The organism is Burkholderia sp. Ac-20344 (assembly GCF_017104975.1).
Classification (GTDB): Bacteria; Pseudomonadota; Gammaproteobacteria; order Burkholderiales; family Burkholderiaceae; genus Burkholderia.
In genome coordinates, this window is sequence record NZ_JAAGPP010000047.1 from 30,504 (window position 1) to 55,138 (window position 24,635).

Genomic DNA, 24,635 nt, shown 5'->3' on the forward strand with positions numbered 1-24,635 from the left:
CGACGGCAGCCGGGCTTCAAGGGGAGATTCGTCATGGAACACGCACTGGGTATCGAGCGCCGCGCGCTGGGCGGCGCGGCCACCGCCAAGGTCCTGCTTTACGCGGCCGGCATCCTGCTGGTCGCCGAATGGATCGGCTCGTTCACGTTCAAGCTCGGACCGGGCAAGGTCGTGCTGCTGCCGATGATCTGGGCGCTGCTGCTCGGCGCCGCGGTGGGGCTGGCCAGCGCGCGCTGGAACAGCAGCGCGCGCCTGAGCGTGCCCGACCAGTTCTTCGCGGCCGCGATCTTGCAGCCGGCGCTGCTGCTGTTCGTCTCCAAGCTCGGGCTGATGGTGGGCAGCGCGCTGCCCAAGCTGGCGTCGGCGGGCTGGGCGCTGGCCTTCCAGGAATTCGGCCACTTCGTCGGCACCATCCTGCTCGGCTTGCCGCTCGCATTGCTGCTCGGCATCAAGCGCGAGGCGATCGGCGCGACCTTCTCGGTGGGCCGCGAGCCGAGCCTGGCGATCATCGGCGAGAAGTACGGGATGGATTCGGCGGAGGGCCGCGGCGTGCTGGCCGAGTACCTGACCGGCACCGTGTTCGGTGCGGTGTTCATCGCCGTGTTCGCAGGTTTCGTGAGCGGCCTCGGCATCTTCGATCCGCTTGCGCTGGCGATGGGCTCGGGCGTCGGCTCGGGCAGCATGATGGCGGCCGCGTCGGGCGCGATTGCCGCGCAGCAGGACCCGGAGACGGCGAAATCGGTGCTCGCGTTCGCCGCGGCCAGCAACCTGATCACCACCACCATCGGTACCTACTTCACGCTGTTCATTTCGCTGCCGCTCGCGGTCTGGGGCTATCGCGTGCTGGAGCCGCTGATCGGCCGCACCACCCGGGCATCGGCGCAGCCCGAGGCGGCCAGCCCGTCTCTGGGCGACGTGCGGACCGAGGCGCCCGCGCTCGGCTACGGCGGCAAGCTGCTGGCCTGGATCGTGACGGCCGCGATGGCGCTCGTGTGCGACTGGATTGCCCACGGCACTACACCGCTGGCGGGACTGCCGGGGATCGCGATCATGGTGGGCGCGACGATCGTCGGCGACGCGCTGGCGCGTGTGACGGGGCGGCGGATTCCGGCGGTCTGCTGGGTATCGGTGGTGGCGATGTTCCTGACCTCGCCGTGGTCCCCGTGGGCTTCGCAAATCGCCGCGCTCAGCTCGCACAACGATTTCCTCGGCGTGACCACGCCGATGCTGGTGTTCGCGGGGCTGTCGATCGCCAAGGACATCCCGGCCTTCCGCCGGCTCGGCTGGCGCATCGTGCTGGTGTCCTTCGTGGCCAATGCCGGCACCTTCATCGGCGCGACCCTGGTGGCGCAGTTGTTCCATATCTGATGCCTCGCGGCGCGGCGGCGGGCGGCTTGGCACGGCCGGTCGCCGCGCCGCGCTGCGACGACCGACAAAAGCACTCCCATCCGCATGAAACTGATCGATTCCATCGTCGCGCACGCCGACGAACTGATGGCGATACGCCGCGATATCCATGCCCATCCCGAGGTCGGCTACGACGTGTTCCGTACCGCCGAACTCGTCGCCGAGCGGCTCGAGCAATGGGGTTACGCCGTCACGCGCGGCGTCGGCCGCACCGGTGTGGTCGGCACCTTGAAGCGCGGCGGCAGCGCGCGTGCGATCGGCCTGCGCGCCGACATGGATGCGCTGCCCGTGCAGGAGGCCAACACCTTCACGCATCGTTCGACGGTGCCCGGCGCGATGCATGCGTGCGGCCACGACGGGCACACCGCGATGCTACTGGGAGCCGCGCGCCATCTGGCGCGGCATGGCGAGTTCGACGGCACCGTGCAGCTGTTCTTCCAGCCGGCCGAGGAGTCGGGCGGCGGCGCGCGCGCGATGATCGAGGACGGCCTGTTCGAGCGTTTCCCGGTGGATGCCGTGTTCGGGCTGCACAACTGGCCCGGCATCGCGGCCGGCGATTTCGCGGTGCGGCCGGGGCCGCTGATGGCCTCGACCAGCCTGTTCCAGATCAACTTGCGCGGGGCCGGCTGCCACGCGGCCATGCCGCACCTGGGCCGCGATCCGGTGTTCGCGGCGGGACAGGTGCTGAGCGCCCTGCAGGGCATCGTCACGCGCAACCGCAATCCGATCGACGGCGCGGTGCTGTCGGTCACGCAGGTGCATGCGGGTGAGGCGATGAACGTGGTGCCGACCGATGCGTGGCTCGGCGGCACGGTGCGGACCTTCTCCGAGGCGACGCTCGACCTGATCGAGGCGCGCATGCGCGCCGTGGTGGCCGCGACGGCCGCGGCCTTCGATTGCGAGAGCGAGGTGGATTTCCAGCGCCAGTATCCGGCCACCGTGAACGACGCCGAGCAGACGGCGGTGGCGGTGGCGGTGATGCGCGAGCTGGTGGGCGACGCGCATGTGAACGCAGCCGTCGATCCGACCATGGCGGCGGAGGATTTCTCGTTCATGCTGCGCGAGAAGCCGGGTTGTTATGCGTTCCTCGGGAATGGGGTGGGCGATCATCGCGTGCATGGGCATGGCGGCGGGCCTTGCCTGCTGCATAACGCCAGTTACGACTTCAACGATGCGTTGTTGCCGGTGGGAGCGAGTTATTTCGTGAGGCTGGTGGAGCGGGTTTTGGGGTGGTAGGGAGGCGGTGCTGGCATACTCGGGACGCGTTCCGACCAATCTTGCAGGGGCATACGCGTGGTCGATCGGTCGGCCTTTCTGGGTTCGCTCTTTCTGGCGCGTCTTGCAGACCAGCTGCTGCTCTTTCTGGTGCCGCTCGTCGTCTTTCAGGTCACTCAGCAAGCGACGTGGTCCGGGCTCGCTTTTTTCATCGAAACGCTCCCGCGATTCATTGCCTTCCCGATCTGCGGCGCACTGAGCGACCGCGTGTCGCCGATTCGCGAGTTACGAACGAGCCAGGCCAGTCGGGCCGTCGCCTGTTGCGACGTCGGCTGCCATGGTCACCGGTACGTTTCGGCAGTCAGGCGGTTTCTATGCGGGGCTGCAGGGCGCGGGTGCCGTCGCGACGGTCGCGATCCTGTTGTTCGTCGCGCGTATCGAGGTATCGCGCGGGCGGCTCGGTATCGTCGCATTCGTCGCGATCGCGGCTGGCGGTCTCGTGATGGGCCTGTCGGGTTCGATCGCGACGTACGTTGCCGGTTTCCTGATGGTCGTCGGTTTCGACAAGATGTTCAACATGTACATCCGCAGCGCGCGGCAGGCGATCATCCCCCCCTCGGGACTACGGCAAGACGACGGGCGTCATCGTCCTGCTGAACAACGCGACGCAGCCGCTTGCCGGGCTGCTCGTCGGGCTCTTCTCCGGCCATGGGCGCGTGGCACTCGTCGTGACGCTGACGTCGATCGGCATGGCGATACTGGGTGGCGCGATCGTTGCCCTCGGCGCGGCGCGGACGCGATCGGCCGCGCGCGTTTCGGACTGACGCCCAAGCCGACGACGCATGGGCAGCATCGGCCTACGCAGCGGGTGCAACCGAGGCGCCGGTAATCTTGTGCCGCGCGAGTGCCTCGGCGACGAACCCGGATGCCTTCGCTTCCTCGACAAAGGCCCGCAACGTCTCGGCCGCCGCCGCACCGCGACGCTTCGGCAAACCCATCGCCTGACGGATCACCATGAATCGCTTGTCGAGCAAGCGCAGGCCAGGCGCCTGACGTGCGTCCGCCTCGAGCTGTTGCTTGACGCCGGCAGCGACTTCCAGGCCCTCATCGAGGAACGTTCGGACGACGGTCGGAGATGACGGTGCCCGCACGATCCGCGCATGCTTGAACTCGCGCGTCAGGAACAAATCGTAAGCGCTTCCCTCGCCAACCGCGACGCGGATCGACGGCTGGTCGACATCGTCGTTGGCGCGAATCGATGATCCGTCTCGCACCATGTAATAGCCTTCGATCAAGACGTACGGATCGGTAAACGCGATGGTCTCGCCTCGTCGTGGATCGATGGCGAAGAAGCCGATGTCCGCCCGCTCGTCGCTGACCGCCTGGACGGACTTGCCCGCCGTATCGAACACCACCAGTTCAAGCGCCACGCCGAGCGTGGCGGCAAAGGCGCGCGCCAGATCCACCGAAACCCCGGTCGGCGCGCCGGACAGGTCCTTGCCTGCGAGGATGGGATTCCCGAGATTGATCGATGCCCGCAGCTTGCCGGCAGGTGTGAATGCGCGAATGACGGATGGGTCGGGTTTCATGTTGATTGCGTGAAGAACAGAAATTCATGGATGGGCACGGGCCTTCAGCCACAGACCCTTGCATCGCTCGACTTGCGTTGCGCGAGTGCCCGGGGCCTCAGCAGTATCGCGACGGCCAGCACGCTGGCCAGCGCAATACCGCCCGCGAGAAAGAACGCGCTGAAGAATGTATGGCTTTCCTGCACGAGAAAGCCGGTGGCAGCCGGGCCGACGATGCCCGCGCAGTTGGCGATCGCGTGTACGCATCCGCCGACACTGCCGAGTTTGGGGCCGGGGATCGTGTCCTGAATCAGCGCCCAATAGGCGCTGCCGCTCAGATAAAGGGCAAACACCGCAACGGCCATCAACAGCAGCGCGCCGAGCGTCGTGGTCACGGCGCCGGCCAGCGTGACGCACACGCCTGCCGTGCCGAGACAGGCGATCAAGACCCGCTTGCGCGCAAGCAGTGCATTGCCCGTGCGGCGAAAGATCAGATCGGACAGCACGCCGCTCAGTCCGTAGCCGATGAACCCCAGCAGCCAGGGCAGCACCGTCGCGAGACTCATGCTTTTCAGGCTCAGGTGACGGTCCATCGTCAGAAAGGTCGGGAACCAGGTGAGAAAGAAAAACAGGATGTAGCTGTAACCGAAGTACGAAATCATCGCCGCGAGAATGGCGGGCTGCTTCAGGTAGAAGCCGAGGGGCCGCAGGTCCGACGAGCTTTCCGGGACGCTTCGGTCGGATTCGATCAGCCGGCGTTCGTCATCGGACACGCGTGCATGCTGGTGCGGCTTGTCCGTCGCCATGAATACCCAGAACACCAGCCAGAGCAAGCCGAAGCACGCGATTCCGGCGAACGCGACGCGCCAGCCGTAAGCGGCCGTCAGCAGGCCGACGACCGGCCCTGCCACCGCGCCGCCCAGCGGCAGGCCGCAATTCGCGAAGCCGAATGCGGTCGCCGACTCCTTGTGCGGAAACCAGTTGTTCACGATCTTGTTGATCGTCGTCGCGAGCGGACCTTCGGCCATGCCGAACAGGGTGCGGACGGCCAGCAGCGAGCCGAAGCCGCTGGCAAGGCCGGTCGCGCCGCATAGCAACGACCACGTCAGGACTGCCCCGGAGAAGACCCGCTTGCCGCCCCAGCGATCCGCCGCCCATCCGCCGATGAAATTGAATGCCGCGTAGCCGATGAAGAACGTCGAGAACAACAGCCCGAGGCTGCTCGGCGACATATGCAGTTCCCGCATGACGGCGGGGGCGGCGACGGACAGCGCCGCACGGTCGAGATAATTGATGAAGCCTGCGATGAACAGCAGCAGGACGATGCGCCATCGAATGTTTGTCACCTGTCGCTCCCTGGAGCTTGTTATGTGCTTGACGGCCGGGTGCGCGAACGCGCTGCCCGGTCTGTCGCGTGTCGGTTCGCGGCCGCGCCGCGCGTTCGGAACGGCGCGAGCGTGGTGAGCCACGCTCGCGAACGAGGCGTTCAGCGCTGCGGACGTGCGATCGCTTCCAGCATGGCGAGCTGGGCCGCGCCGATATCGATGCCTTCGGCCATCTGGCGTTCCAGGCGACCGAGTTCGATCTCGCCGGGCACGATCACGGGCGCCTCCGGATCCGCGGGCCTGGAGCCGTGCAGGATCGCCGCATAGTCGGCCATACGCGTGGCGAGCCACTCGGTGCTGCCAAGTCGGGTCGTATCGATGAGAATGAAGAAGTGGCCGAGATTCTGCGGTTGTTCGGGATCGTCTTCCCACGACTTGACGTGCGTGAGATACGCCGCGCCGGAAAGCAGCCCCGCGAACAGATCGACCACCAGCGCGAGGCCGTAGCCCTTGTGCCCGCCGATCGGCAGCAGAAAGCCGTCGAGCGCGGCTTTCGGGTCGGTGGTCGGTTTGCCTTGCGCGTCGGTCGCCCAATCGCCGGGAATCGGCTCGCCGCGCTTGAGCGCGTTGCGAATCTTCGCTCGTGCCGCGACGCTGATCGCCATGTCGAGCATGAACGGATGACCATCCGGGTTCGGGACGCCGAAGCCGACGGGACTGTTGCCCAGGCGCGCGTCGGTGCCGCCCCACGGCGCAATCGTCGTCGTCGCGTTACTGCCGATGATGCTGGCGAAGCCCTGCATCGCGGCGAGATACGAATACGGCGACACGGGGCCGAAGTGATTGCTGCCGCGCACGAACACACAGGCAATGCCGTGTTCGCGTGCGGCGGTCATCGCCAGATCGAGTGCGCGGTGGCCGACGAGCGGACCGATGCCGTTGTCGCCGTCGAGGCGGTGAAGCGCCGGCGCCACCTGTTCGGCGGTGATCGAAGGCGTGGGGTTGATGCCGCCGATGCGCAGGCGCGCACCGTACGACTCGACACGGCTCGTGCCGTGCGTACGCAAACCGAACAGATCGGCAAGCACGAGGATCGTCGCGGTGTCCGTCGCATCGGCGCGCGTCAGGCCGAGCGCGCAGAGTGCTTCGATGGTCAGCTCGGTCAGATGTGCCCTGGTGACGATGCCATGGGTGGGAGTGGGCTGTGTCATGGAATGCGTTGTCTCCTTCGATTTGAAAACCATGCGGTTCAAGCGACTGCGAAGCGCACGACGCTTGCGTTTCGCACATGATCGAGCAGGAGCGGCTCACGCAACAAACGCATATTTTCGTTCGATTGGTGCGTCGTGCGCACGAATCAAGTCCAGCCACCGGATGCCCATGAAGGCTTTGCCGTGCCGCCCGAAGCCGTGGCCGGCGCTTCGCCTATGCGGACGCGCTCGCGGGCGGCACATCGGGCGCACGCATTTCCGTCAGCAACTGAAGGAAGAAGCGGCCTGCGGACGATAAACCGCGGCCGCGCCGCTGGATGACACCCAGCGTTCGCCGGATCGGCGGATCGACGAGCGCGACGCTGGCGAGTGCCTTGTGCGGGCCGCGGGGCATGGCGAGCCGAGGTACGACACCGACACCCAGGCCCGCTTCGATCAGGCTCACGAGAGCGGGCACGTGGCGTACCTCGCAGAACCATTTGGGCCGGCCGGCGACGCCTGCCAGCGCTTCGTCCATGACCGCGCGATTGCCGCTGCCTTGTGCGATGGCCAGATACTCGAGGCTGGCGAGCTCCGCCCACGCGACGGATTTGCGTTTTGCGAGCGGATGACTGCGCGGGCAGGCGAGAACGAAAGGGTCGTCGAGCAGCGGCGTGAATTCGATGTCCGGCTCTTCGGTGCCGACGTAAGTCAGGCCAAAATCGGCCTCCCCGCGCGCGACGGCGAGAAAAACCATCGACGAAGGCTCGTCGATGAGACGCAGGCGAATGCCCGGGTAACGCTGATGATAGGTCGCGATGGTTTCCGGAAGAAAGTAGCGCACTGCCGACGGCACGCACGCGACCGTGAGTTCGCCGGTCATCTTGCGTGCAAGATCGTCGAACTCGAGCATCGAGTTGTCGACCTCGTTGAGGATGCGGTGAGCGCGCTCGAGAAACCCGCGACCGACGATCGTCAGGTCCATCTTCCGTGTCGTTCGCTCGAACAGTCTGACGCCCAGCACCTCCTCGAGCTTTTCTATCCGGCGCGACAGCGCGGACGCCGACAGATGCAGCGTGTCGGCCGCCGCGCGAAAGCTGCCGAGGTCGGCTGTCGCGACGAAGGCTCGCAAGTCTGATATTTCGAAATTCATCCCGACGATCGCAGCGATGGAAAGGGATGGTTAGTTTCGGCGTGCCGATGGGGGCTGTCAATTCGTGCGTGCGGCACATGAATTCGCCGGCGCGATCGTCCTGCCTTGCGGCGCGCCATTCCCATGCTGCTCGGTGCCCGGCACGCAGCGAGGTCGGCCGGGCGGCCGGCTCAAGTGATCCTTGCCGAATCCGCCGATGCGCGCAAGCGAGTGATGTCGCGTGCCGGCGATTCTCCAAAGTGGCGGCGATATTCGCGACTGAATTGCGACGCGCTCTCGTAACCCACGCGCAAGGCGGCGGTCGTGACGTCGATGTCGTGGACCAGCATCAGGCTGCGCGCGTTCTGCAGCCTGAGCTGCTTCTGAAACTGCAACGGCGTCATCGCCGTCACGGCGCGAAAATGCTCGTGCAGGCTCGACGGGCTCATGCCCGCCTCCGCGGCAAGCCGCTCGATGCTGAACCGTTCCCGGAAATGCTTGCCGAGCCATGCGATGGCGCGACCGACCTGAGCCACCCGACCCTGGCTGGCGGTGATGTGGCGCATCCTGGCGCCGTCGGGACCGGCGAGCAGGTGATAGAGGATTTCCTGCTCGGCAAGCGGTCCGAGCACGGGCAGCGCCGCCGGATTGTCGAGCAGGCGCAGCAGGCGTAGCGCCGCATCGAGCAGACCGGCGCCGGCGTCGGACACCGTCTTGCCGATGGGCGGGGAGGGCGCGTCCGGTGGCGGTGGCACGCGCAGCGCCAGATCCGCCAGCATGACCGGATCGAAATCGAGGTACAGGCACAGGTAGGGTTTGTCGGGCGTCGCATCGACCACGCGGCCGGTTGCCGGCAGATCGTAGGTCACGACTCCGTAGCGCCCTGGTGCATATTCGAGGACGCGGTCGCCCAGCGTGACCACCTTGTGTCCCTGCGCGACGAGACAGAGTTGCGGCCGGTAAACATTCGGCATCGGCATCGTCACCGTCGAGGATCGAACGAGCGTCATGCGCTCGATCGGGGTGGCCTGGAAGCCGTCCATCGACACGTGCCGGGCAATCACGGAAGCGATTTCGGTCAAGGTTTCCATGCAGCCGACTATCGCATGCGACGCGGGAGGGCTGCAATGCGAACCCGTTTCCGGAGGATCGTGCAGCTATTTCGGGATATCAGGCTAACGGTTCGGCGCCGCCGCGCATCACAGTGTGAGCGGCAGCCGGGGCACGGCAAACCCGGTCGTGAAACGAATAGGGAACGCACATGACAACCGACAATCCGAAAACCCCCACGATTGCACTGGGCACGTGGGCCTGGGGCGACAGCGGCGAGGCGGGCAATGGCTACTTCGGCAGCAGCCTCACGCGGGCTGGCCTGGAAGCGGTCGCCGACAAGGCCCATGCGGCCGGATTCAGCCTCTGGGACACCGCCATGGTGTACGGCATGGGCCGTTCAGAAACCGTACTCGGCGACGTGCTGAAGCGCTTCGCGCGCAGCGACTACCGGCTTTCCACGAAATTCACGCCGCAGGCTGCGGGAACCGGCGCCGATCCGGTGGCGGACATGCTGGAGCAGAGTCTGGCCCGCCTAGGGACTGATTACATCGACCTCTACTGGATTCACAATCCGGCAGGCGTGGCGCGGTGGACGCCGCACCTGATTCCGTTGCTGAAGAGCGGGAAGGTCAAACATGTCGGCGTCTCGAATCACAACCTGAGTGAAATCGAACACGCCGACCTGATTCTCGGCGAAGCCGGGTTTCGGGTCGACGCCATCCAGAACCACTACAGTCTCCTTTGCCGCGGTTCCGAGCGCGCCGGCGTCCTGGACTATTGCCGCAATCGCGGCATCCCGTTCTTCGCCTATATGGTGCTTGAGCAGGGCGCGCTGAGTGGCAAGTACGGTCCGGCGCATCCTTTGCCGGAAGGCAGCAACCGGGCGGAAACATACAATCGCCTGCTGCCTCGGCTGAAAGCGCTGACGGACACGCTCGCCGCGATTGGTCGGAAGCGGGGTGCGGCAGCGCCTGATGTCGCGGTGGCCTGGGCGATCGCCAAGGGAACGACACCGATCATCGGCGTGACCCAGCCCGATCATGTCGATGGCCTGGTTCGAGCCAGCAGCATCACGCTTGCCGCCGATGAAATCGCCGAGCTCGAAGCGCTCGCCGACGCTGCTGACGTGAACACCCGCGGCTGGTGGGAACACGAGATGCAGGTCTGACGCTTCGTTGTCCCGGTTCTCGGCCTTCCGTTCCGGTCAGATCGAGGATCGGGTGACCCGGGGTAAACGAAGAAGCCGATGGTGTGCGCGATGGCGGATTTCAAGGGATCTACGTCCTTTACGCGATTTGTGGCTAGCGCCACCATGAATGCTACTTGGAGAACCTGAAGCCAAAGGAAAGCGCACATGACCACGGTAGTCATCCCGCTCTACGAGGGTGTTACGCACCTCGATTTCACCGGGCCGCATCAGATTCTGAGCATGCTTCCGGATACTGACATCATCGTCGCGTCGCTCGACGGCGTGCCAATCAAGTCGCACGGGTTGACCTTCGCCGCGCTCGCCGATCTCGAAGCAATCGAGCGATGCGACATCCTGTGCGTTCCCGGGGGCGCGGGTTGCGTCCCTGCAATCGAAAACAAGCGCTTCCTGGCGACCATCCGGCGGCTCGGCGCTCTCTCGGAACATGTGACGTCTGTCTGCACGGGGTCGCTCATCCTTGCCGCGGCAGGACTTCTGACTGGTCGTCGGGCAGCCTCTCACTGGGCGTGGCGCCATATGCTGACGCTCTTTGGTGCGACGCCCGATGACGGGCGCGTCGTTCGAGACGGCAACGTCATCACGGGTGGCGGCGTCACGGCAGGAATTGATTTTGCGCTGGCACTGGTCGCGGAATTACACGGTGCGGATACCGCCCAGTCGATTCAACTCCTGCTGGAGTATGCGCCCGAGCCGCCCTTCAATGCGGGCCTGCCCGAAGCCGCGCCGTCACACGTTCGCGAGGCGGTTTTCGGCCGAATGGCGCGTACGCTCGCGGACGCCGAAGGGCGTATCGGGGCGGTCGCCGAACATTCCCGCGCCTAGCGCGCGATCTGCCGCTCACCGTGCTTTCCCGACGCTATCCGGCGTCAATACGTCGAGGATGAATGTATGAGACTTGCAGGAAAGACCGCACTGATCACCGGCGGCACCAGCGGCATTGGCCTTGCAACGGCGAAATTGTTCGTCGGCGAAGGCGCACGTGTTGCCGTTACCGGACGCGACACGAGCAAATTCGACCAGGTTCAAAGGATTCTCGGTGACGACGCCATGGTTCTCGCTGCCGATGCGAATTCGATCGCGGACATGCAGGCCGCGAGCCATCGTATCGGCGAGCGCTTTGGAGGACTGGATATCTTCTTCGCCAATGCCGGCATCGCTTATGGAACACCGCTCGCCACGACAGACGAACGTCGCTTTGACGAAATGATGGATACCAACGTGAAGGGCGTTTTCTTCTCGATGCAGGCCGTCTCTCCGATCCTGAATGAAGGCGCATCGGTGATCCTGACGACCTCCTTCATCATTCATGTCGGCCGGCCGGGTATCTCGCTGCTCGCCGCATCAAAGGCAGCCGTTCGTTCGCTGGCACGCAGCTGGTCCCGTGAACTCCTTGATCGCGCGATTCGCGTCAACGCGATCAGTCCCGGCAGCATCGACACCCCGCTGATCAGCCGTCACCGCACGCCGGAACAGTTGGCAGCCTTCAAGGAGCAGATGGCGTCCCAGGTGCCGCTGGGCCGGATGGGCGACGCGGACGAAATTGCCGAAGCGGTACTTTTTCTGGCGAGCGATGCGTCTCGATACATGCTGGGCACCGAGCTGGTCGTCGACGGCGGCATCTCGCAGATCTGACGGATGAATTCCTCCATGCCGTACGGTGGTTCTACGGGTACTCGGGATGGCCCTTGATATCGCTTCCGCGTCTACAGGCGATTGGGTTGAAGCCTCATGCCGGGAAACTACGTAGAAATCACGCCCGGAACAGAAAGCATTCAGAAGGGCACGTTTTTCTATACTGCCTGACAGTGTGACGCCGGCCGTCCGAGGCGTTTGCCAATGCTCAGGAGCCTTTCGATGTCGCTTGGTGCAAGACTGTTGTCCCGTGCGTTCGTGTGCCTGCTCGTGCTGTGCACGGCCCAGGCAGCGCCCGCGCAACCGCTCCGCCTGATGACCGGCGGTGCCGCCAAGCTGATCTATCTGCCGGTGATCCTCGCGGACCGGCTCGGCTACTTTCGTCGGGAAGGGCTCGATGTGCGGATCATGTCGTTGCCGTCGGGCATCGATGTGTCGACTGAACTCGTCGCGGGCGCGATCGAGGGCGCGGTCGGCTACTACGATCACGTCATCGCGCTTCAGAGTCGAGGGATGGATGTGCAATCGGTGATCGTGCTCGGACAATCGGCGGGCGTCATCGAATTGGCGAGCGCCTCCAACGGCATCCGGACGATGGCCGACACGAAAGGGCGCAGGCTGGGCGTGACCGGTTTTGGTTCGTCAACCTATGTGCTGACCCGATATCTCGCGAAGCGCGCGGGTCTTGCGTCCGACGCCTACACGGTGATACCGCTCGCGGCCGAGGCTGCATTCGAGCGGGCGATGACTTCGGGCGACATCGATGCGGGCATGACGGAGGAGCCGACCGCGACGCGTCTGTTGACCCGCGCCGTGGTGCGACCAGTCATCGACCTGCGCGGTGTAGCGGACACGCGTGCGCAACTGGGCGGCTCGTACGTTGGCGCATGCATCTACATGCGCAGGGAATGGATCGACGCACATCCCGACGAGACTGCGCGTCTCGTGCGCGCAGTGCAGGCTGCGCTGGATTTCATCAAGACGCACGACCAGGCCGATATCGAAGCGGCGGTGCCCGAGTCGCTCAAGGGCGGCGACCGCGCCGCCTACCATAAGGCGCTGACCATCATGAAGCCGGCATTCTCGTCCACCGGGCGCATGGCGCCCGATGCGCCGCAGACCGTGCTCGCGATCGTCGCCGACGTCGATGCCGACGTCATGCCGCACCACGTTGACTTGACGCGCACGTGGACCAACCGTTTCGTCGATGCGCGCCGATAAGACAAGACGCGCATTTCGTTCAAACATGATCAAACGAAGGAGACATGCTCATGCGAGCCATTCAGATTCATGAATACGGCGGCCCCGAAGTGCTGCGTCGGGTGGATATCGACGTGCCGAAGCCGGGCGTGGGCGAAGTGCTGGTGCGTGTGGTTGCAGCCGGCATCAACTTCATGGACGTTCATACGCGACAGGGGAAGTACCGCGATTCGCGCACCTATCCCGTGCGGATTCCGTGCACCCTTGGCATGGAGGGCGCGGGAGAGGTCGTGGAGGTGGGGGCGGGTGTCACATCCGTGCGCGCTGGCGATCGCGTCGCGTGGTGCATCGTCTGGGGCGCGTACGCCCAGTATGCAGTCGTCCCTGCCGCGCGGCTTGCACGCATCCCGGACGACATTCCGTACGATCTCGCCGCAGCAGCGATTTTTCAGGGTTCGACTGCGCATTATCTGCTCGACGACGTTGCGAAGCTCGAACCCGGCATGAACTGTCTCGTCCATGCTGCGTCAGGCGGCATCGGCCAATTGCTGGTGCAACTCGCGAAGCGGCGCGGCATCGAGGTGTTCGCCACGACGAGCACGGCCGACAAGGCCGCGATCGCGCGTGCGCGCGGTGCGGATCATGTCCTGCTCTACGAGAACGGCGGCTTCGCGGATCGCATCCGCGAATTGACCGATGGTCGGGGCGTGGACGTGGTGTTCGATGCCGTCGGCAAGACTACGTTGCGCGACAGCTTCCGCTCGACCCGGGTGCGTGGGCTGGTCGTCAACTACGGCTCGGTGACCGGCCCGATCCGCGATCTCGATCCCTACGAACTCGGCGAAGCCGGCTCGCTTTTCCTGACACGCCCGCGGCTCGCCGACCATCTCGCTGACGCGATTACCGTGCAGCGCCGCGCCGACGACGTGTTCGCCGCCATCGCGCAGGGTGCGTTGCGCGTCGAAATCAACGGGCGCTACACGCTGGACAACGTCGAGGAAGCGCATGCTGCCCTCGAGGAGCGCCGCCAGTCGGGCAAGGCGGTGATGGACATCGGGTAGTCCCGCCGAACATTCACACGACGCAGACTCTGGTCCGGCGATGCGCATGCATCACCGGTGACACGACTCGTCCCTCAGCCTGAGAGGAACTCATGAAGCACGATGCCTCAAGCCGTCCCGAATCGCTGTTTCGCACCGTATTCCGCGTGGTCAGCGGCAATTTTCTGGAGATGTACGACTTCACTGTCTACGCCTACTACGCAAGTGCCATCGCGCGCACGTTCTTCCCGGCGGAGAACGAATTCGTCTCGTTGCTGCTTGCGCTTTCGGTATTCGGCGCGGGCTTCGTCATGCGTCCTGTCGGGGCACTCGTGCTGGGTGCCTACGTGGATCGTCACGGGCGCCGAAAAGGGCTCATCCTGTCGCTGGCGCTCATGGCCGTCGGCACCGCCTGCGTGGCCTTTGTGCCGGGCTATGCGTCGATCGGACTGGCCGCGCCGACGATCGTGCTGATCGGACGATTGCTGCAGGGATTTTCCGCCGGCGTCGAACTCGGCGGCGTGTCGGTCTATCTCGCCGAGATCGCACCGCCCGGCAAGCGCGGTTTCTTCTGCTCATGGCAGTCGGGCAGTCAGCAGGTGGCGGTGATCTTCGCTGCATCGCTCGGCGTAGTGCTGAACCAGGCACTCCCGCCCGCCAGCATCAGCATGTGGGGATGGCGCATTCCGTTCCTGATCGGCTGCCTGATCGTGCCGTTCCTGTTCCTGATACGCCGCACGCTGCGCGAGACCGACGCGTTCGCCACGCGCAAGCATCATCCGCACATGGGCGAGATCATGCTGTCGATGGCGCAGAATGCCGGACTGATTTTCGCGGGAATGGGGCTCGTCGTGATGACCACGGCGTCGTTCTATCTGATCACCACGTATACGCCCACGTTCGGCAAAACCGTGCTGCATCTGTCGTCGATCGATTCGCTTGTCGTGACCGTATGCGTGGGCGTGTCGAACCTCGTCTGGCTACCGATTTCGGGCGCCGTGTCGGATCGTGTCGGGCGTCGGCCCGTCCTGCTGGCTTTCACCGTACTGACGATCCTGACTTCGTATCCGGCCATGCGCTGGCTCGTCGCCGCGCCGTCGTTCGAGCGCCTGCTGCTGGTGGATCTGTGGCTCTCCGCACTCTATGCGTGGTACAACGGCGCAATGGTCGTCGCGCTGACCGAGTTGATGCCGGCGCACGTGCGCACGACGGGGTTCTCCATGGCCTACAGTCTTGCGACACTGGTGGGCGGCTTTACGCCGGCCATCTCGACATCCCTGATCCATTTCACCGGAGACAAGGCCGCGCCAGGTGCATGGATGGGCGCCGCCGCGCTGTGTGGCGCGGTGGCAACGCTGGTACTCTACTGGTCACCTACGATCCGCAACAGCCACAGGCTGCAATGCGTCCCGGAACGATGAAGCTCCTGCTTGTCGAAGATAACCGCAAACTGGCGCACTGGCTCGCGAAAACGCTGCTCGACGAGGGCTTCCTCGTCGATCACGTGCCCGACGGCGAAGCGGCCCTGGCGTCGCTCTCCGGCATGCGCTACGACGTCGTGCTGCTCGACCTCAATCTGCCCGGCATGTCGGGCAAGGCCGTGCTGCGACGGATGCGCGGCGATACCAACGATACGCCCGTGCTGGTCCTGACCGCCACGGGCGATATCGGCGAAAAGGTCATTTGCCTGAGCGACGGCGCGGACGACTACGTCGTCAAACCCTTCGACGATCGCGAACTGGTCGCGCGCATCAAGGTGCTGGCGCGACGCCATGCACCGGTGCGCTCCAACCGGATTCGCTGCGGCACCTTGCTGTACGACATCGACCGGCGGCAGTTTTTCGTCGGCGCCGACATGATGACGCTCACGCCGCGCGAACACGCCGTGCTCGAGGCGCTGATCCTGCAAACCGGCCGCACGGTGTCGAAGTCGCTGCTCGCGAAAGCCGTTGACGACCGCGATGCGCCTCCAAGCGGCGACGCAATCGAGATTTATATCTCGCGACTGCGGAAGAAGCTCGAAAAGAGCACGGCCGCCATCATCACACTGCGCGGGCTCGGTTATCTGCTGGAACATGAAGCGCAGCAGACGTAGCCTGCGCGCGCGGCTGCTGGTCTGGCTCATCGTGCCGATGACCGCGTTCGGCCTGCTGAGCGCATGGATTACGCATGCGAATGCACGCCGCACGGCGGATCTGCTTCAGGATGCGGCGCTGCTCGCGGCGGCGCGCGTCATGGCGGCCGATGTGCGCTGGAATGGCCGCGATCTGGTCGTGTCGGTGTCCCCCAGCACGATTCAGATCGTCGGCACGCCGGACGGCGATCAAGTGTTCTATCGGGTGGAAATCGCGGAGGGGGCGATGATCGCGGGCACCTCCGAGTTTCCGCGTGCGCGTCCGAGCAGTTCGCCGCAGTGGTATGACGCGCGCGTTTCCGGGTTCCCGATCCGTGCCGTCTCGCTCACGCGGCCGATGTTCGATGAGGGTCGCACGATTGAAGTGGTCGTGTCGGTGGGGCGTACGCTCGTCGCACGCGATGCGTTGATCACTTCGCTGTGGGAGCCCCAGATCATGTATGTCGTCGGCAGCATTGCTGTTGCGATGATGCTGATATGCGCAGGTCTCGCGTTTGAATTGCGGCCGCTCGAAAAGCTGGCCCGCGGCCTGACGGCCGACCCGCTGCGAAGTCGGGCGCGTGTCGACTCGACGGATCTGCATGCCGAACTGGAGCCGATGGTGGCGGCTTTCAACGCATCGCTGGAAGTGATCGAGCGTCAGACGGCGACGCAGCGACGCTTCATCGCCGATGCCGCACACCAGATCCGTACGCCGCTGACGCTGCTGGGATCGCAATTGCAATACGCGCGCCGACAGAGCACGCTCGACGAAGTGCGCGAGACACTGTCGGCGATGCATCACAGCAACCGCGCGATGGTCGCGCTGATCAATCAGTTGCTGATGCTCGCCCAGGCCGAAGCCGCCGATTACACCGCGTTTGGTGGGGAGGCCGTCGACCTGAAGGATGTCGTCACGGCGGCGGTGGAAAAGCTCGCGCTTGCGGCGAGGCGTCGCGATATCGAGCTGGTCGTCTCGCTCGCCGATGCACTTGTCGTGACGGGCAGCGAGCCGCTCCTGTCGGCCGTGATGTCGAATCTGATCGACAACGCGATCCGATATTCGCCCGAGCGTACGCGCGTCACCGTCGAAGCGCGTCGCGCGGATGCCGCGGTTCATGTCGATGTCGCCGACGAAGGCCCCGGTATTCCGGACGCATTGCGCGAGCGTGTGTTCGAGCCGTTTTTCCGCTTGTCGGAAGAAGAGGGCAGCGGGCTCGGCCTTGCGATCGCAAGGGAAATCGTCCGGGCGCATGGCGGAACGATCTCGATCTCGGAGGCATCGGCAGGACGTGGAACGAGGGTGCGTATAACGCTATGGACTTGAGCGGCACGGCTCGTGGGAACGGACATCTCGCGACATGCGAAACCCGTCCCCAAGGGCATTGGAGCAACGCTTGCAGTCCAATGGCAGGCCTGCTCCGTTCGCGCGATCGATCACCACGGCGTCGCCCCGTTCGATCCGACAAGGGTGCCGGAAACGGTATCTTCGCCGAGCAGCGCATACTTGACTGGAAGCTTTGCTGCCTCTTCAGCGGTCAGGAATCCTTTGTGGCCGGTCAGGTCAGTCTTGACATATCCCGGACTCACCGAATTCACCGCGATCGCGGTCCCTTTCAGTTCTTCCGCAAGTTGTACGGTGAGCATGTTGAGCGCCGCTTTGGACGCGTTGTAACCTATCAGACGCGCTGCATAGTAGGGAGAGGCCGGATCGCCGTTCAGCGTGAGTGAGCCGAGCGCACTGGACAAGTTGACGATTCGCGCGGCTGGCGACTTGTGCAGCAACGGTAGCATCGCCTGCGTGACTGCCAGCGTGCCAATGAAGTTCGTTTCCAGGATGCGCCTCGCAGCGTCCGGTGAGGCCGTGCTGGGTGGTCCGTCAGCCGCGTCGACGATGCCCGCGTTGTTGACGAGGATATCCAGTTTGCCGTATTGCGTCAGGATGCTTTCGGCTGCCGCGGCGATGCTCGCTTCGTCATTGAGGTCGAGGGGAACGGCTTGCACGGAGAGCCCTTGTGAGGACAGGTCGTCGAGTGCGACGCGTGCTCGTTGCGCATCACGCACACCCAGAATGACAGAGACGCCGGCCACGCCAAGTTGCCGTGCGATCTCCAGTCCAATGCCCTTGTTGGCGCCCGTGACGAGTGCGATCCGGGGGGAGTGGGTCATCAGCGAGTCCTTCCTGGGTTGTTTGATCGTCGTCGTTTTATGACGTCTCGTGCGCGAGGAGTGCCCATCCGGCGCTCACCCCAGCGCCTGTTCGATGTCGGCAATCAGGTCCGCCGTCTCTTCGATCCCTGAACAGATCCGCACCATGCCGACGCTCAGCCCCATCTGCGCGAGCCGTTCCTCGGAAAGCCGGTTGCCGAAGAACGACGCAGGCTGCAGGACCGTGGAGTTGACGCCGCCCAGCCCGTCCGAATGCGTCGGTATTTTCAGCCGCTCGATGAAGCGGTGCGCCGCGTCATACCCGTTCCGAAGCTCGAACGTCACGACGCCGCCGAAGCCGCTCATCTGGCGTTTCGCCAGTTCGTGCTGCGGATGCGACGCCAGGCCCGGATAGTAGACCGCCTTCACCGCCGGATGCCCTTCGAGGCAGGTCGCAATCGTCTGACCGTTTGCATTGTGCTGTTTCATCCGCAGCCCGAGGGTCCGGATGCCGCGCAGCGAAAGCCAGGTATTGAACGGCGCACCCACGGCGCCGGTGGTATAGCTGGTGTCCCAGATACGTTCGACGAGGGCTCGCGATCCGGTGACGCAGCCGGCCATCAGGTCGTTGTGACCGCCGATGTATTTCGTCACGCTATGCACCACGATATCGATACCGGATTCGTGAGGCTGCTCATTTCGACGCAATTGGCATAGTGCATTCGCCCGTGCTCACCGATGCCCTTGGCTGGCTTCTCGCGATCGAGGATCCTGACGGCCGGCGCATCCGTTTCTACACGATCGAAACACACGCGCTAACGACGGAGGTGTCTGTAGATCCATACTGGCTGGGAGCATAACCGGCATACGTTTGTTCCCGACGCCGGCAAGCCCCAGATCGGTGATGGATCGGCCCGCATCACCCGGCGTGATGTGCAGTCTTGCCGGCTGACGGAACCGCAACGAGCTGCTTGTCAGATGCCACGCGCGGTGCAATCTTGTTCTGCTCGATGACGTCGCGGATCTGCGCATCGGCTTCGCTACCGTACTTTGCGAAAACGTCGGTACGGTACGTAGTGTTTTTCGCGGCACCCAACTGCGTGCCCGACGCATCGTGCGTGTCGGGGTGCCCTCAAGATTCGGATTTTTACGTACGCTAAGGTGAAGCGCATCGAAATATACGTACCGGTTGGTATCAGTGCGGCCCGTCAGCCAAATCCATCTTGGCTGCTTCGCGAGCGCGGTATGCCGCTATCTTCGCGATCGTGTTGCATGCCGGCCGGATGACCGACGCCAGGCGCGAGTTGCTAGCCTGGCTAGGTGAACCGTTCGACCCCGAAGTGTTTTGAGTGGCCGACGCGAATGCGCGGTTAGCTCTGGTTTGAGGCATGGGCGTGCGCATACGGCCGGCACACGCGCAACGCGACAAGATAGATCGGCCAACCATTGTCGTCGTCGACGTGCGGGAAGCGTCCGGCGGGCGCTCGATGCGGTGAGTGAGCATCGCCCCATTTTTGCCAACGTCCGCCATGGAACGCTCGTTATGCGGAGACTGCAGGTGCGATCAAGATCCCGCGGTTCGCGAAATAGCGATCGAAAGTACTTCGCTGCATCGCGACGTATTCTTGCGTGCACTGCTCGAAACCCGACGGATTGTGGAACACCCACTCGTCGGTCGCCGGATTGACGCCGAGCACTAGGACGAGATGTCCGCCGCGGGCGGGCGGTTCAAATCCGGTATGCCGAATGCCCGGATGAACGGATGCCATGAGCATATGGCCTTCACGCAGCTTGGGTTCAATGCTGGATGATTCCGTGTGTTCGACAACACGGCCTTCAATTTGAAAGCGCTCGCTGATCCAGCGTACGAACGGCCGATAGAGCAGGCGTTTGCCTTTTTCTCCCAGCTCTGGTTGATAGACGCCGAGCGTGACGGCTTCACGAACGAGCTCGAGCAACGGAATCACCCGGGTCGTGCGATGTGCCAGCACCATCTTCAGGCAGGCTATGCCGCAGATATGAGGACTCCACTGAGCATATTCGTCGGGACTGCTGGCGCCCGAGTTGCGCCAAAGTGGATCTTCCTCAGAACGCAGTTCAAGCGACAGAAATTGGCGGATCAGCGTTCTGGATTCCCACTGCGAAAAATACGGCACTTCGATCATTTGTCATCCCATGAACAGAAGCGCGACGCCAACGACGGCAACCGCGCCGAACGCGAGTTGTTCCCGGAGTTTGCCTTCACCGTAGAGAATGGCCGAAACGCCCAACAGCAACGGAACGCGCAAGGCAATCGCCAGGTAGCCGAGAGCGACGGGTAAGTTTTCCTGCAACGAGAAATTGAAGAATAGTTCGGGTATTGCCCAGATTGCGCCGATGAAAAGTAGTGGTGGGATGCGAATGCCGAACAGCTTGCGTCGGATCAGCCATGCCGTGAGGACATTACCAATACCGGTCCAGAAGAGATACGGGAGCCAGCCTGTTCGAGGGATGCCGATCTTGTCGCAGACTGCGAATCCGACGACCAACACGATCATGCAGGTAAAGCGCTGCTTGTCTTCCGCTTTCATCGAAGCGAGATGGCCGAACATGGCAAAGCCGACCCCAGCCGCGAAAAGAATTGCGACGGCGGCGACACTGCCAGGCGTGAGGCGTGTACCGAATGCCCACGATTCGACTATCGCGATGAGTCCAACTGCGATAGGAAACGTATAGGTCGTCGCCGAGAGGCTCCGCCCGATTAGACGTTGCTGCATTCCCATCAACGCAGCGAGAAGCGCTCCCTTAATTAGGCCGGCACCAATACCTGCAGCGCTTGGATGAAGAGTGGGTGCACGACCGAATGCAGCCAGAGCCGACCACAACGTCACGCAGCTCGCGACCGTGCCAAGACCTACGCATAGCGAAGTGGCATCGGGATCGACGTCGTTAACGACCCGCCTGAACACTAGCGTCCGAACGGTGACGAGCACTAGGATTGCGAGAAAAAATTCGGTCTGTACCGAGCTCACTGTCGCGGTCCTCAATCGTGGATCTGTTGTTCGATATGCCGAGTGCCGAATCGAGATGTACGTCGATGGAATCGATGACGGCGATTCCACCGTGGAAGCTGAAATCCGGGAGGATAAGCGGAATCTCGGTGCATCCCAGAATGACGGCCTCAACGCCGGAGAGCGCGAAGTGCTTCACGACGCCCATGAAGATATCGCGCGATACTTGGGAGAAGATTCCATGGCACAGCTCGCGGTAAATGATGTTGTGGATCACTACACGGTCGCCTGCGTTGGGTATCACCACTTCGACGCCAGCCGATTCGAGGCGCTCTCGATAGAACTCGCGTTCCATCACATATCGGGTTCCCAATAGCCCGACGCGCTTGTAGCCGTGGTCCAGAACGTGCGATCGGGTTGCGTCGATAATATTGACGATGTCCAGTTCGAAGCTGTTCTGAAGTCGGTCGCAAGTATTGCTTGTGGTGTTTGAGCAGATCAGTAGCTTCCGTGCCCCTGCATGCTGAATGACATCCGCCGCCCGGGCGAGAATCGCGTACTCGCCGTCGCCATCGTTGGCATTCTGCCGTGCGAGGATTTCTTCGAAGTTCAAGCTTACCATGACGATATCTGCGGAAACATGCGAGCCTCCCGATTGCTGTGCCCGCATATTCAGCCGGCGATAGTATTCCATCGTCGAAACCCAGCTTACCCCACCTATCAGACCGATTCTCTCCATGTTTGCCTCCGTATCAGTCGATTTGATAGTCGACGAAGCTTTTTCGCAGCTTCTCCGACAGAAGGTTGCTACGGAACTGCAGAATTACTTCGCCGAGGGTGATATCGGACGCCGCGAGCATCTTTGGGAAGATGCTGTTGCGCATCAATCCCGGGATCGGATTGGCCTCGAGGAAGAAAATCGAGTCATCCGGAGAAACGATGAAATCGAATCGGCACATGTTTCTGAAGCCAACGGACCGGAATATGTCGACGGACATATTCTTCAGAGTCCGAATTATTTTCGATTCGTCTGTTAAAACGATCTCGTTTGCTTTTCCGATCCGATGTTTTTGTTCGTGACCGAAAAATGCACCATCCGTTTCGATGCGGACGACGGGCAAGGCGTCGATAGATTCGCCATTCTGAATGCATCCAACTGAATACTCGGCGCCAGAAATATACTCTTGAATAATGGCGTGCGCGTCATATTCGAATATCTGCTCAAGATTCGCTTTGATCGATGCAATATTTTCGAAATCGACAAGATAGCGTTGAGTGAATAATGATGCCCCCAACGAATTAGGCTTGACGACGACTGTGGTTCCGGAAAAGCGATCGGTGATATGGGGGCCAGCATCCGAAAGATCACGTTCATGCAGCAGGAGAGTGTCCGGTATTTTTGCCTCCGGATGCGTACTGGAGACAAACTGATTCATGTGGTATTTGCTCATCGCCAGGCTTGCAGCGAGAACGGGGCCAAAACTTCCGGGTACCGACGTTATGGCCGCTGCACCTTGAACATGGCCGTCTTCACCGAAGTTCCCGTGCAACAGATTCAGGACAAACGTGCCGGCGTTAGCCATCCTGCCGAGGGCTTCCCAGTAAGGCACGGGCTCACTAGACCGCATGTAGTCGTTCAATGGGCAGTCGGGTCGGAAGGGCCTGATCGTGACGCGACCTTCGACATCCACGTAGTAGATCTCGTCAATCTCGATGGATTCACCTTGATGAATCTCCCCGACAACGTGACGGAACGATTCTAGAGATGCGCGATGTTCTGCAGACTTTCCGCCAAATACAATCGAAATTCGTGCACGACTCGACATTGGAGCCTCCGACGGTTTCAGTGATATAGATGGAGTTAGACGGCTTTTCGCATAATGGAAATCCGAACGGAAGGTGCGCGAACGGATATATGCAGGCGGAGTCTAGCAGAATTGAAGATTTAGGATTGTTTCGGGTTTGGAAATAGTTTTTTATTGTGGATGCTTATCGGACTAAGCGTCGAATAGCCTGACAGGAATGCGGGGATTTATGTATTTTTCCATCGATATTGATTTGCAATGGAATAATTCTCACTTAAATTCTTTCGAAAGGAGGTGTAATCGGATGGCGATGCGTCAGGGCAATGACGCCACCGTCAGGCCGATTGAGGAAGTGCGTCGCAGAAGTGACGGTTGAGCCGTCGGTTTGGGGTACCCTCAAGAGACAGATTGTTACGCTAAGACCGCGGAGTGCCTGGTTTGATGGAGCGCAGCGGCCGGAATCGCCCGTGAGCAACCCGCTTGTTGGCATGCCAGACGTAGTCGGGGAGATCAGCGATACGCGGTGCAAACACGGACCCTTCGAACGGGAATAAACCGAACACGTGATCGGTGAACCCGGCCGTGTCGGTATAGTGCTCATCGATCAGCAGATCCGACTCGTGGTAGAGCAGGGGTGCCCCCAAGTTCGGCATGGCGATTTCGCAAATGTAATACAACGCGATGCGACGCAAACCAACGGCTGATAATCAAAAATGCTCGCTGGCGGTCGCGATTTCTAGGGCAATCTTGCAATCCGCAGATTTCCCTAGAATTCAGTGAGGAAATGGTCTAAGCACCTTCGTTCGAGAAGGGCACATTTCCTTTTTATATGTAACCGACACACATTCATTTTTGCTCTCGTGGCTACCGCTGAGGGCTGCAAGAGCTACTTCGCTCGGTTCAGCTAGTAGCGAATCTGTCCGCCAGCGCCAGCGATCTCGGGACCAACATAGCTTTGAGTTGTCTGCGCATCACACACGCCGAGGGGAGCGTCGGAGGCCGGATCGGCACGGATAAGGCTAAGACTCCAAAAGCGATGCTCCAGAAATTTCGGCGGGCAACGAGTGGCTACATTCAAGCCTGAGTGGTCAACGACTGGCCAACTTGGGGCGCCATACAAAGAATTGGTCAAGATTGCTGCTCCTTGCATAGCAAGTGATCGAGATTCCTTCCGAATGCCCAAGAAGCATCTTTGGCCACCAAACAATGGAAATTTTTTATATTCAATACGTTACGCAGACTCCGAAGTGGTCGGAATTGCTTCCGTCGCACATCTGCCGTGTCGTCAACTCCAGCCGTTCCGCTGCACGCCACGGCTTGAGCTTGCCGTCGGCCACGTCCTGAATGACCTTGAACCTGTCCAGCTCGCGCATCGTCATCGTGATCCGCTCCGTTGCAGCCATCGCAGCCTCCGGCGCCGGACACCCGGCGGCCGAACAGCTTACGCGGCCCGAAAGCGGACATTTCTATGTAGCCAAAAGGGGGTGCGGCTAGAATCTTGGACTGGTTTATGCCGCGAGCCCGAGGCGCTCCCGGTATTCGAGCGGACTCAGTGAGCCAAGCGAGATCTTAATCCGCTTGGCGTTGTACCAGCGGATGTAAGAATC

23 protein-coding genes and 3 pseudogenes are annotated in these 24,635 nt (G+C 62.5%); 11 read left to right on the plus strand and 15 right to left on the minus strand.

The annotated features are described in order from the left end of the window. The first annotated feature begins 33 nt into the window (after positions 1-33). The 3 genes and pseudogenes from G3N64_RS17070 (at position 34) to G3N64_RS17080 (ending at position 3,446) form a co-directional block, all read left to right on the plus strand. A complete protein-coding gene (locus tag G3N64_RS17070) occupies positions 34-1,368 on the plus strand; it encodes a DUF3100 domain-containing protein (RefSeq protein ID WP_205784980.1) in 1,335 nt (444 codons plus the stop codon). Positions 1,369-1,452: 84 nt separating this feature from the next. Next, positions 1,453-2,643: a M20 aminoacylase family protein gene (locus tag G3N64_RS17075; RefSeq protein WP_205784981.1), complete on the plus strand. Its 1,191-nt coding sequence runs from the start codon at positions 1,453-1,455 to the stop codon at positions 2,641-2,643. A 51-nt stretch (positions 2,644-2,694) separates the two neighbouring features. Beyond that, a pseudogene (locus G3N64_RS17080) lies at positions 2,695-3,446 on the plus strand (hypothetical protein). 33 nt (positions 3,447-3,479) lie between these two features. On the opposite strand, the gene G3N64_RS17085 reads toward G3N64_RS17080, so the two are convergent. From G3N64_RS17085 to G3N64_RS17105, 5 genes are all read right to left on the minus strand, one after another. Then, positions 3,480-4,211, minus strand: a complete 732-nt coding sequence (locus tag G3N64_RS17085; RefSeq protein ID WP_205784982.1) for an ABC transporter substrate-binding protein — start codon at positions 4,209-4,211, stop codon at positions 3,480-3,482. Between the two features lie 44 nt (positions 4,212-4,255). Then, the gene (locus G3N64_RS17090; RefSeq protein ID WP_205784983.1) at positions 4,256-5,536 is read right to left on the minus strand and encodes an MFS transporter; all 1,281 of its coding nucleotides are present in this window, start codon (positions 5,534-5,536) and stop codon (positions 4,256-4,258) included. Between the two features lie 140 nt (positions 5,537-5,676). Continuing rightward, on the minus strand, positions 5,677-6,726 hold the full coding sequence (locus G3N64_RS17095; RefSeq protein WP_205784984.1) for an Ldh family oxidoreductase: 1,050 nt from the start codon (positions 6,724-6,726) through the stop codon (positions 5,677-5,679). Positions 6,727-6,940: 214 nt separating this feature from the next. Further along, positions 6,941-7,858 (minus strand): LysR family transcriptional regulator, encoded by a 918-nt coding sequence (locus tag G3N64_RS17100; protein ID WP_205784985.1) that lies wholly within the window; start codon positions 7,856-7,858, stop codon positions 6,941-6,943. 170 nt (positions 7,859-8,028) lie between these two features. Then, positions 8,029-8,928, minus strand: coding sequence for an AraC family transcriptional regulator (locus G3N64_RS17105; RefSeq protein ID WP_205784986.1), 900 nt, complete (start codon positions 8,926-8,928; stop codon positions 8,029-8,031). Positions 8,929-9,098: 170 nt separating this feature from the next. Between G3N64_RS17105 and G3N64_RS17110 the strand changes: the two genes are divergently transcribed. The 8 genes from G3N64_RS17110 to G3N64_RS17145 all read left to right on the plus strand — a co-directional run bounded on the left by G3N64_RS17110 (position 9,099) and on the right by G3N64_RS17145 (position 17,412). Continuing rightward, on the plus strand, positions 9,099-10,058 hold the full coding sequence (locus G3N64_RS17110) for an aldo/keto reductase (protein ID WP_205784987.1): 960 nt from the start codon (positions 9,099-9,101) through the stop codon (positions 10,056-10,058). 186 nt (positions 10,059-10,244) lie between these two features. Continuing rightward, complete coding sequence (locus G3N64_RS17115; protein WP_205784988.1) at positions 10,245-10,922, plus strand: DJ-1/PfpI family protein; 678 nt, start codon at positions 10,245-10,247, stop codon at positions 10,920-10,922. Between the two features lie 66 nt (positions 10,923-10,988). Next, positions 10,989-11,732: an SDR family oxidoreductase gene (locus G3N64_RS17120; protein WP_205784989.1), complete on the plus strand. Its 744-nt coding sequence runs from the start codon at positions 10,989-10,991 to the stop codon at positions 11,730-11,732. Between the two features lie 315 nt (positions 11,733-12,047). Then, on the plus strand, positions 12,048-12,953 hold the full coding sequence (locus G3N64_RS17125; protein WP_241021037.1) for an ABC transporter substrate-binding protein: 906 nt from the start codon (positions 12,048-12,050) through the stop codon (positions 12,951-12,953). Positions 12,954-13,003: 50 nt separating this feature from the next. After that, positions 13,004-13,993, plus strand: coding sequence for a quinone oxidoreductase (locus tag G3N64_RS17130; protein ID WP_205784991.1), 990 nt, complete (start codon positions 13,004-13,006; stop codon positions 13,991-13,993). Positions 13,994-14,085: 92 nt separating this feature from the next. Beyond that, a complete protein-coding gene (locus G3N64_RS17135; RefSeq protein ID WP_205784992.1) occupies positions 14,086-15,393 on the plus strand; it encodes an MFS transporter in 1,308 nt (435 codons plus the stop codon). Then, a complete protein-coding gene (locus G3N64_RS17140) occupies positions 15,390-16,067 on the plus strand; it encodes a response regulator transcription factor (RefSeq protein WP_205785004.1) in 678 nt (225 codons plus the stop codon). Before G3N64_RS17135 ends, G3N64_RS17140 begins: the two co-directional genes overlap by 4 nt. A gap of 37 nt (positions 16,068-16,104) precedes the next feature. Further along, the gene (locus G3N64_RS17145; RefSeq protein WP_241021038.1) at positions 16,105-17,412 is read left to right on the plus strand and encodes a sensor histidine kinase; all 1,308 of its coding nucleotides are present in this window, start codon (positions 16,105-16,107) and stop codon (positions 17,410-17,412) included. 110 nt (positions 17,413-17,522) lie between these two features. Here G3N64_RS17145 and G3N64_RS17150 read toward each other — a convergent pair whose 3' ends face one another. The 10 genes and pseudogenes from G3N64_RS17150 to G3N64_RS17190 all read right to left on the minus strand — a co-directional run. Continuing rightward, entirely contained in the window at positions 17,523-18,254 is a 732-nt protein-coding gene (locus tag G3N64_RS17150) for an SDR family oxidoreductase (RefSeq protein WP_205784993.1), read from the minus strand. A gap of 75 nt (positions 18,255-18,329) precedes the next feature. Further along, positions 18,330-18,941: a PLP-dependent transferase gene (locus tag G3N64_RS17155; RefSeq protein WP_241021031.1), complete on the minus strand. Its 612-nt coding sequence runs from the start codon at positions 18,939-18,941 to the stop codon at positions 18,330-18,332. Positions 18,942-19,152: 211 nt separating this feature from the next. Then, a pseudogene (locus G3N64_RS39765) lies at positions 19,153-19,356 on the minus strand (EmrA/EmrK family multidrug efflux transporter periplasmic adaptor subunit); the annotation flags it as partial. A 418-nt stretch (positions 19,357-19,774) separates the two neighbouring features. Then, the gene (locus G3N64_RS17160; protein WP_205784995.1) at positions 19,775-20,398 is read right to left on the minus strand and encodes a C39 family peptidase; all 624 of its coding nucleotides are present in this window, start codon (positions 20,396-20,398) and stop codon (positions 19,775-19,777) included. Positions 20,399-20,401: 3 nt separating this feature from the next. Then, on the minus strand, positions 20,402-21,103 hold the full coding sequence (locus G3N64_RS17165; protein WP_205784996.1) for a hypothetical protein: 702 nt from the start codon (positions 21,101-21,103) through the stop codon (positions 20,402-20,404). A 58-nt stretch (positions 21,104-21,161) separates the two neighbouring features. Then, the gene (locus tag G3N64_RS17170; protein WP_205784997.1) at positions 21,162-21,962 is read right to left on the minus strand and encodes an amino acid racemase; all 801 of its coding nucleotides are present in this window, start codon (positions 21,960-21,962) and stop codon (positions 21,162-21,164) included. A gap of 13 nt (positions 21,963-21,975) precedes the next feature. After that, positions 21,976-23,049, minus strand: coding sequence for an ATP-grasp domain-containing protein (locus G3N64_RS17175; RefSeq protein ID WP_205784998.1), 1,074 nt, complete (start codon positions 23,047-23,049; stop codon positions 21,976-21,978). 395 nt (positions 23,050-23,444) lie between these two features. Beyond that, positions 23,445-23,660, minus strand: a pseudogene (locus tag G3N64_RS40220) (Tn3 family transposase); the annotation flags it as partial. A gap of 591 nt (positions 23,661-24,251) precedes the next feature. After that, the gene (locus G3N64_RS17185; RefSeq protein WP_205784999.1) at positions 24,252-24,431 is read right to left on the minus strand and encodes a hypothetical protein; all 180 of its coding nucleotides are present in this window, start codon (positions 24,429-24,431) and stop codon (positions 24,252-24,254) included. Between the two features lie 105 nt (positions 24,432-24,536). Then, positions 24,537-24,635: IS3 family transposase (locus tag G3N64_RS17190; RefSeq protein ID WP_205784712.1), on the minus strand; the 99-nt coding region annotated here is incomplete at its 5' end.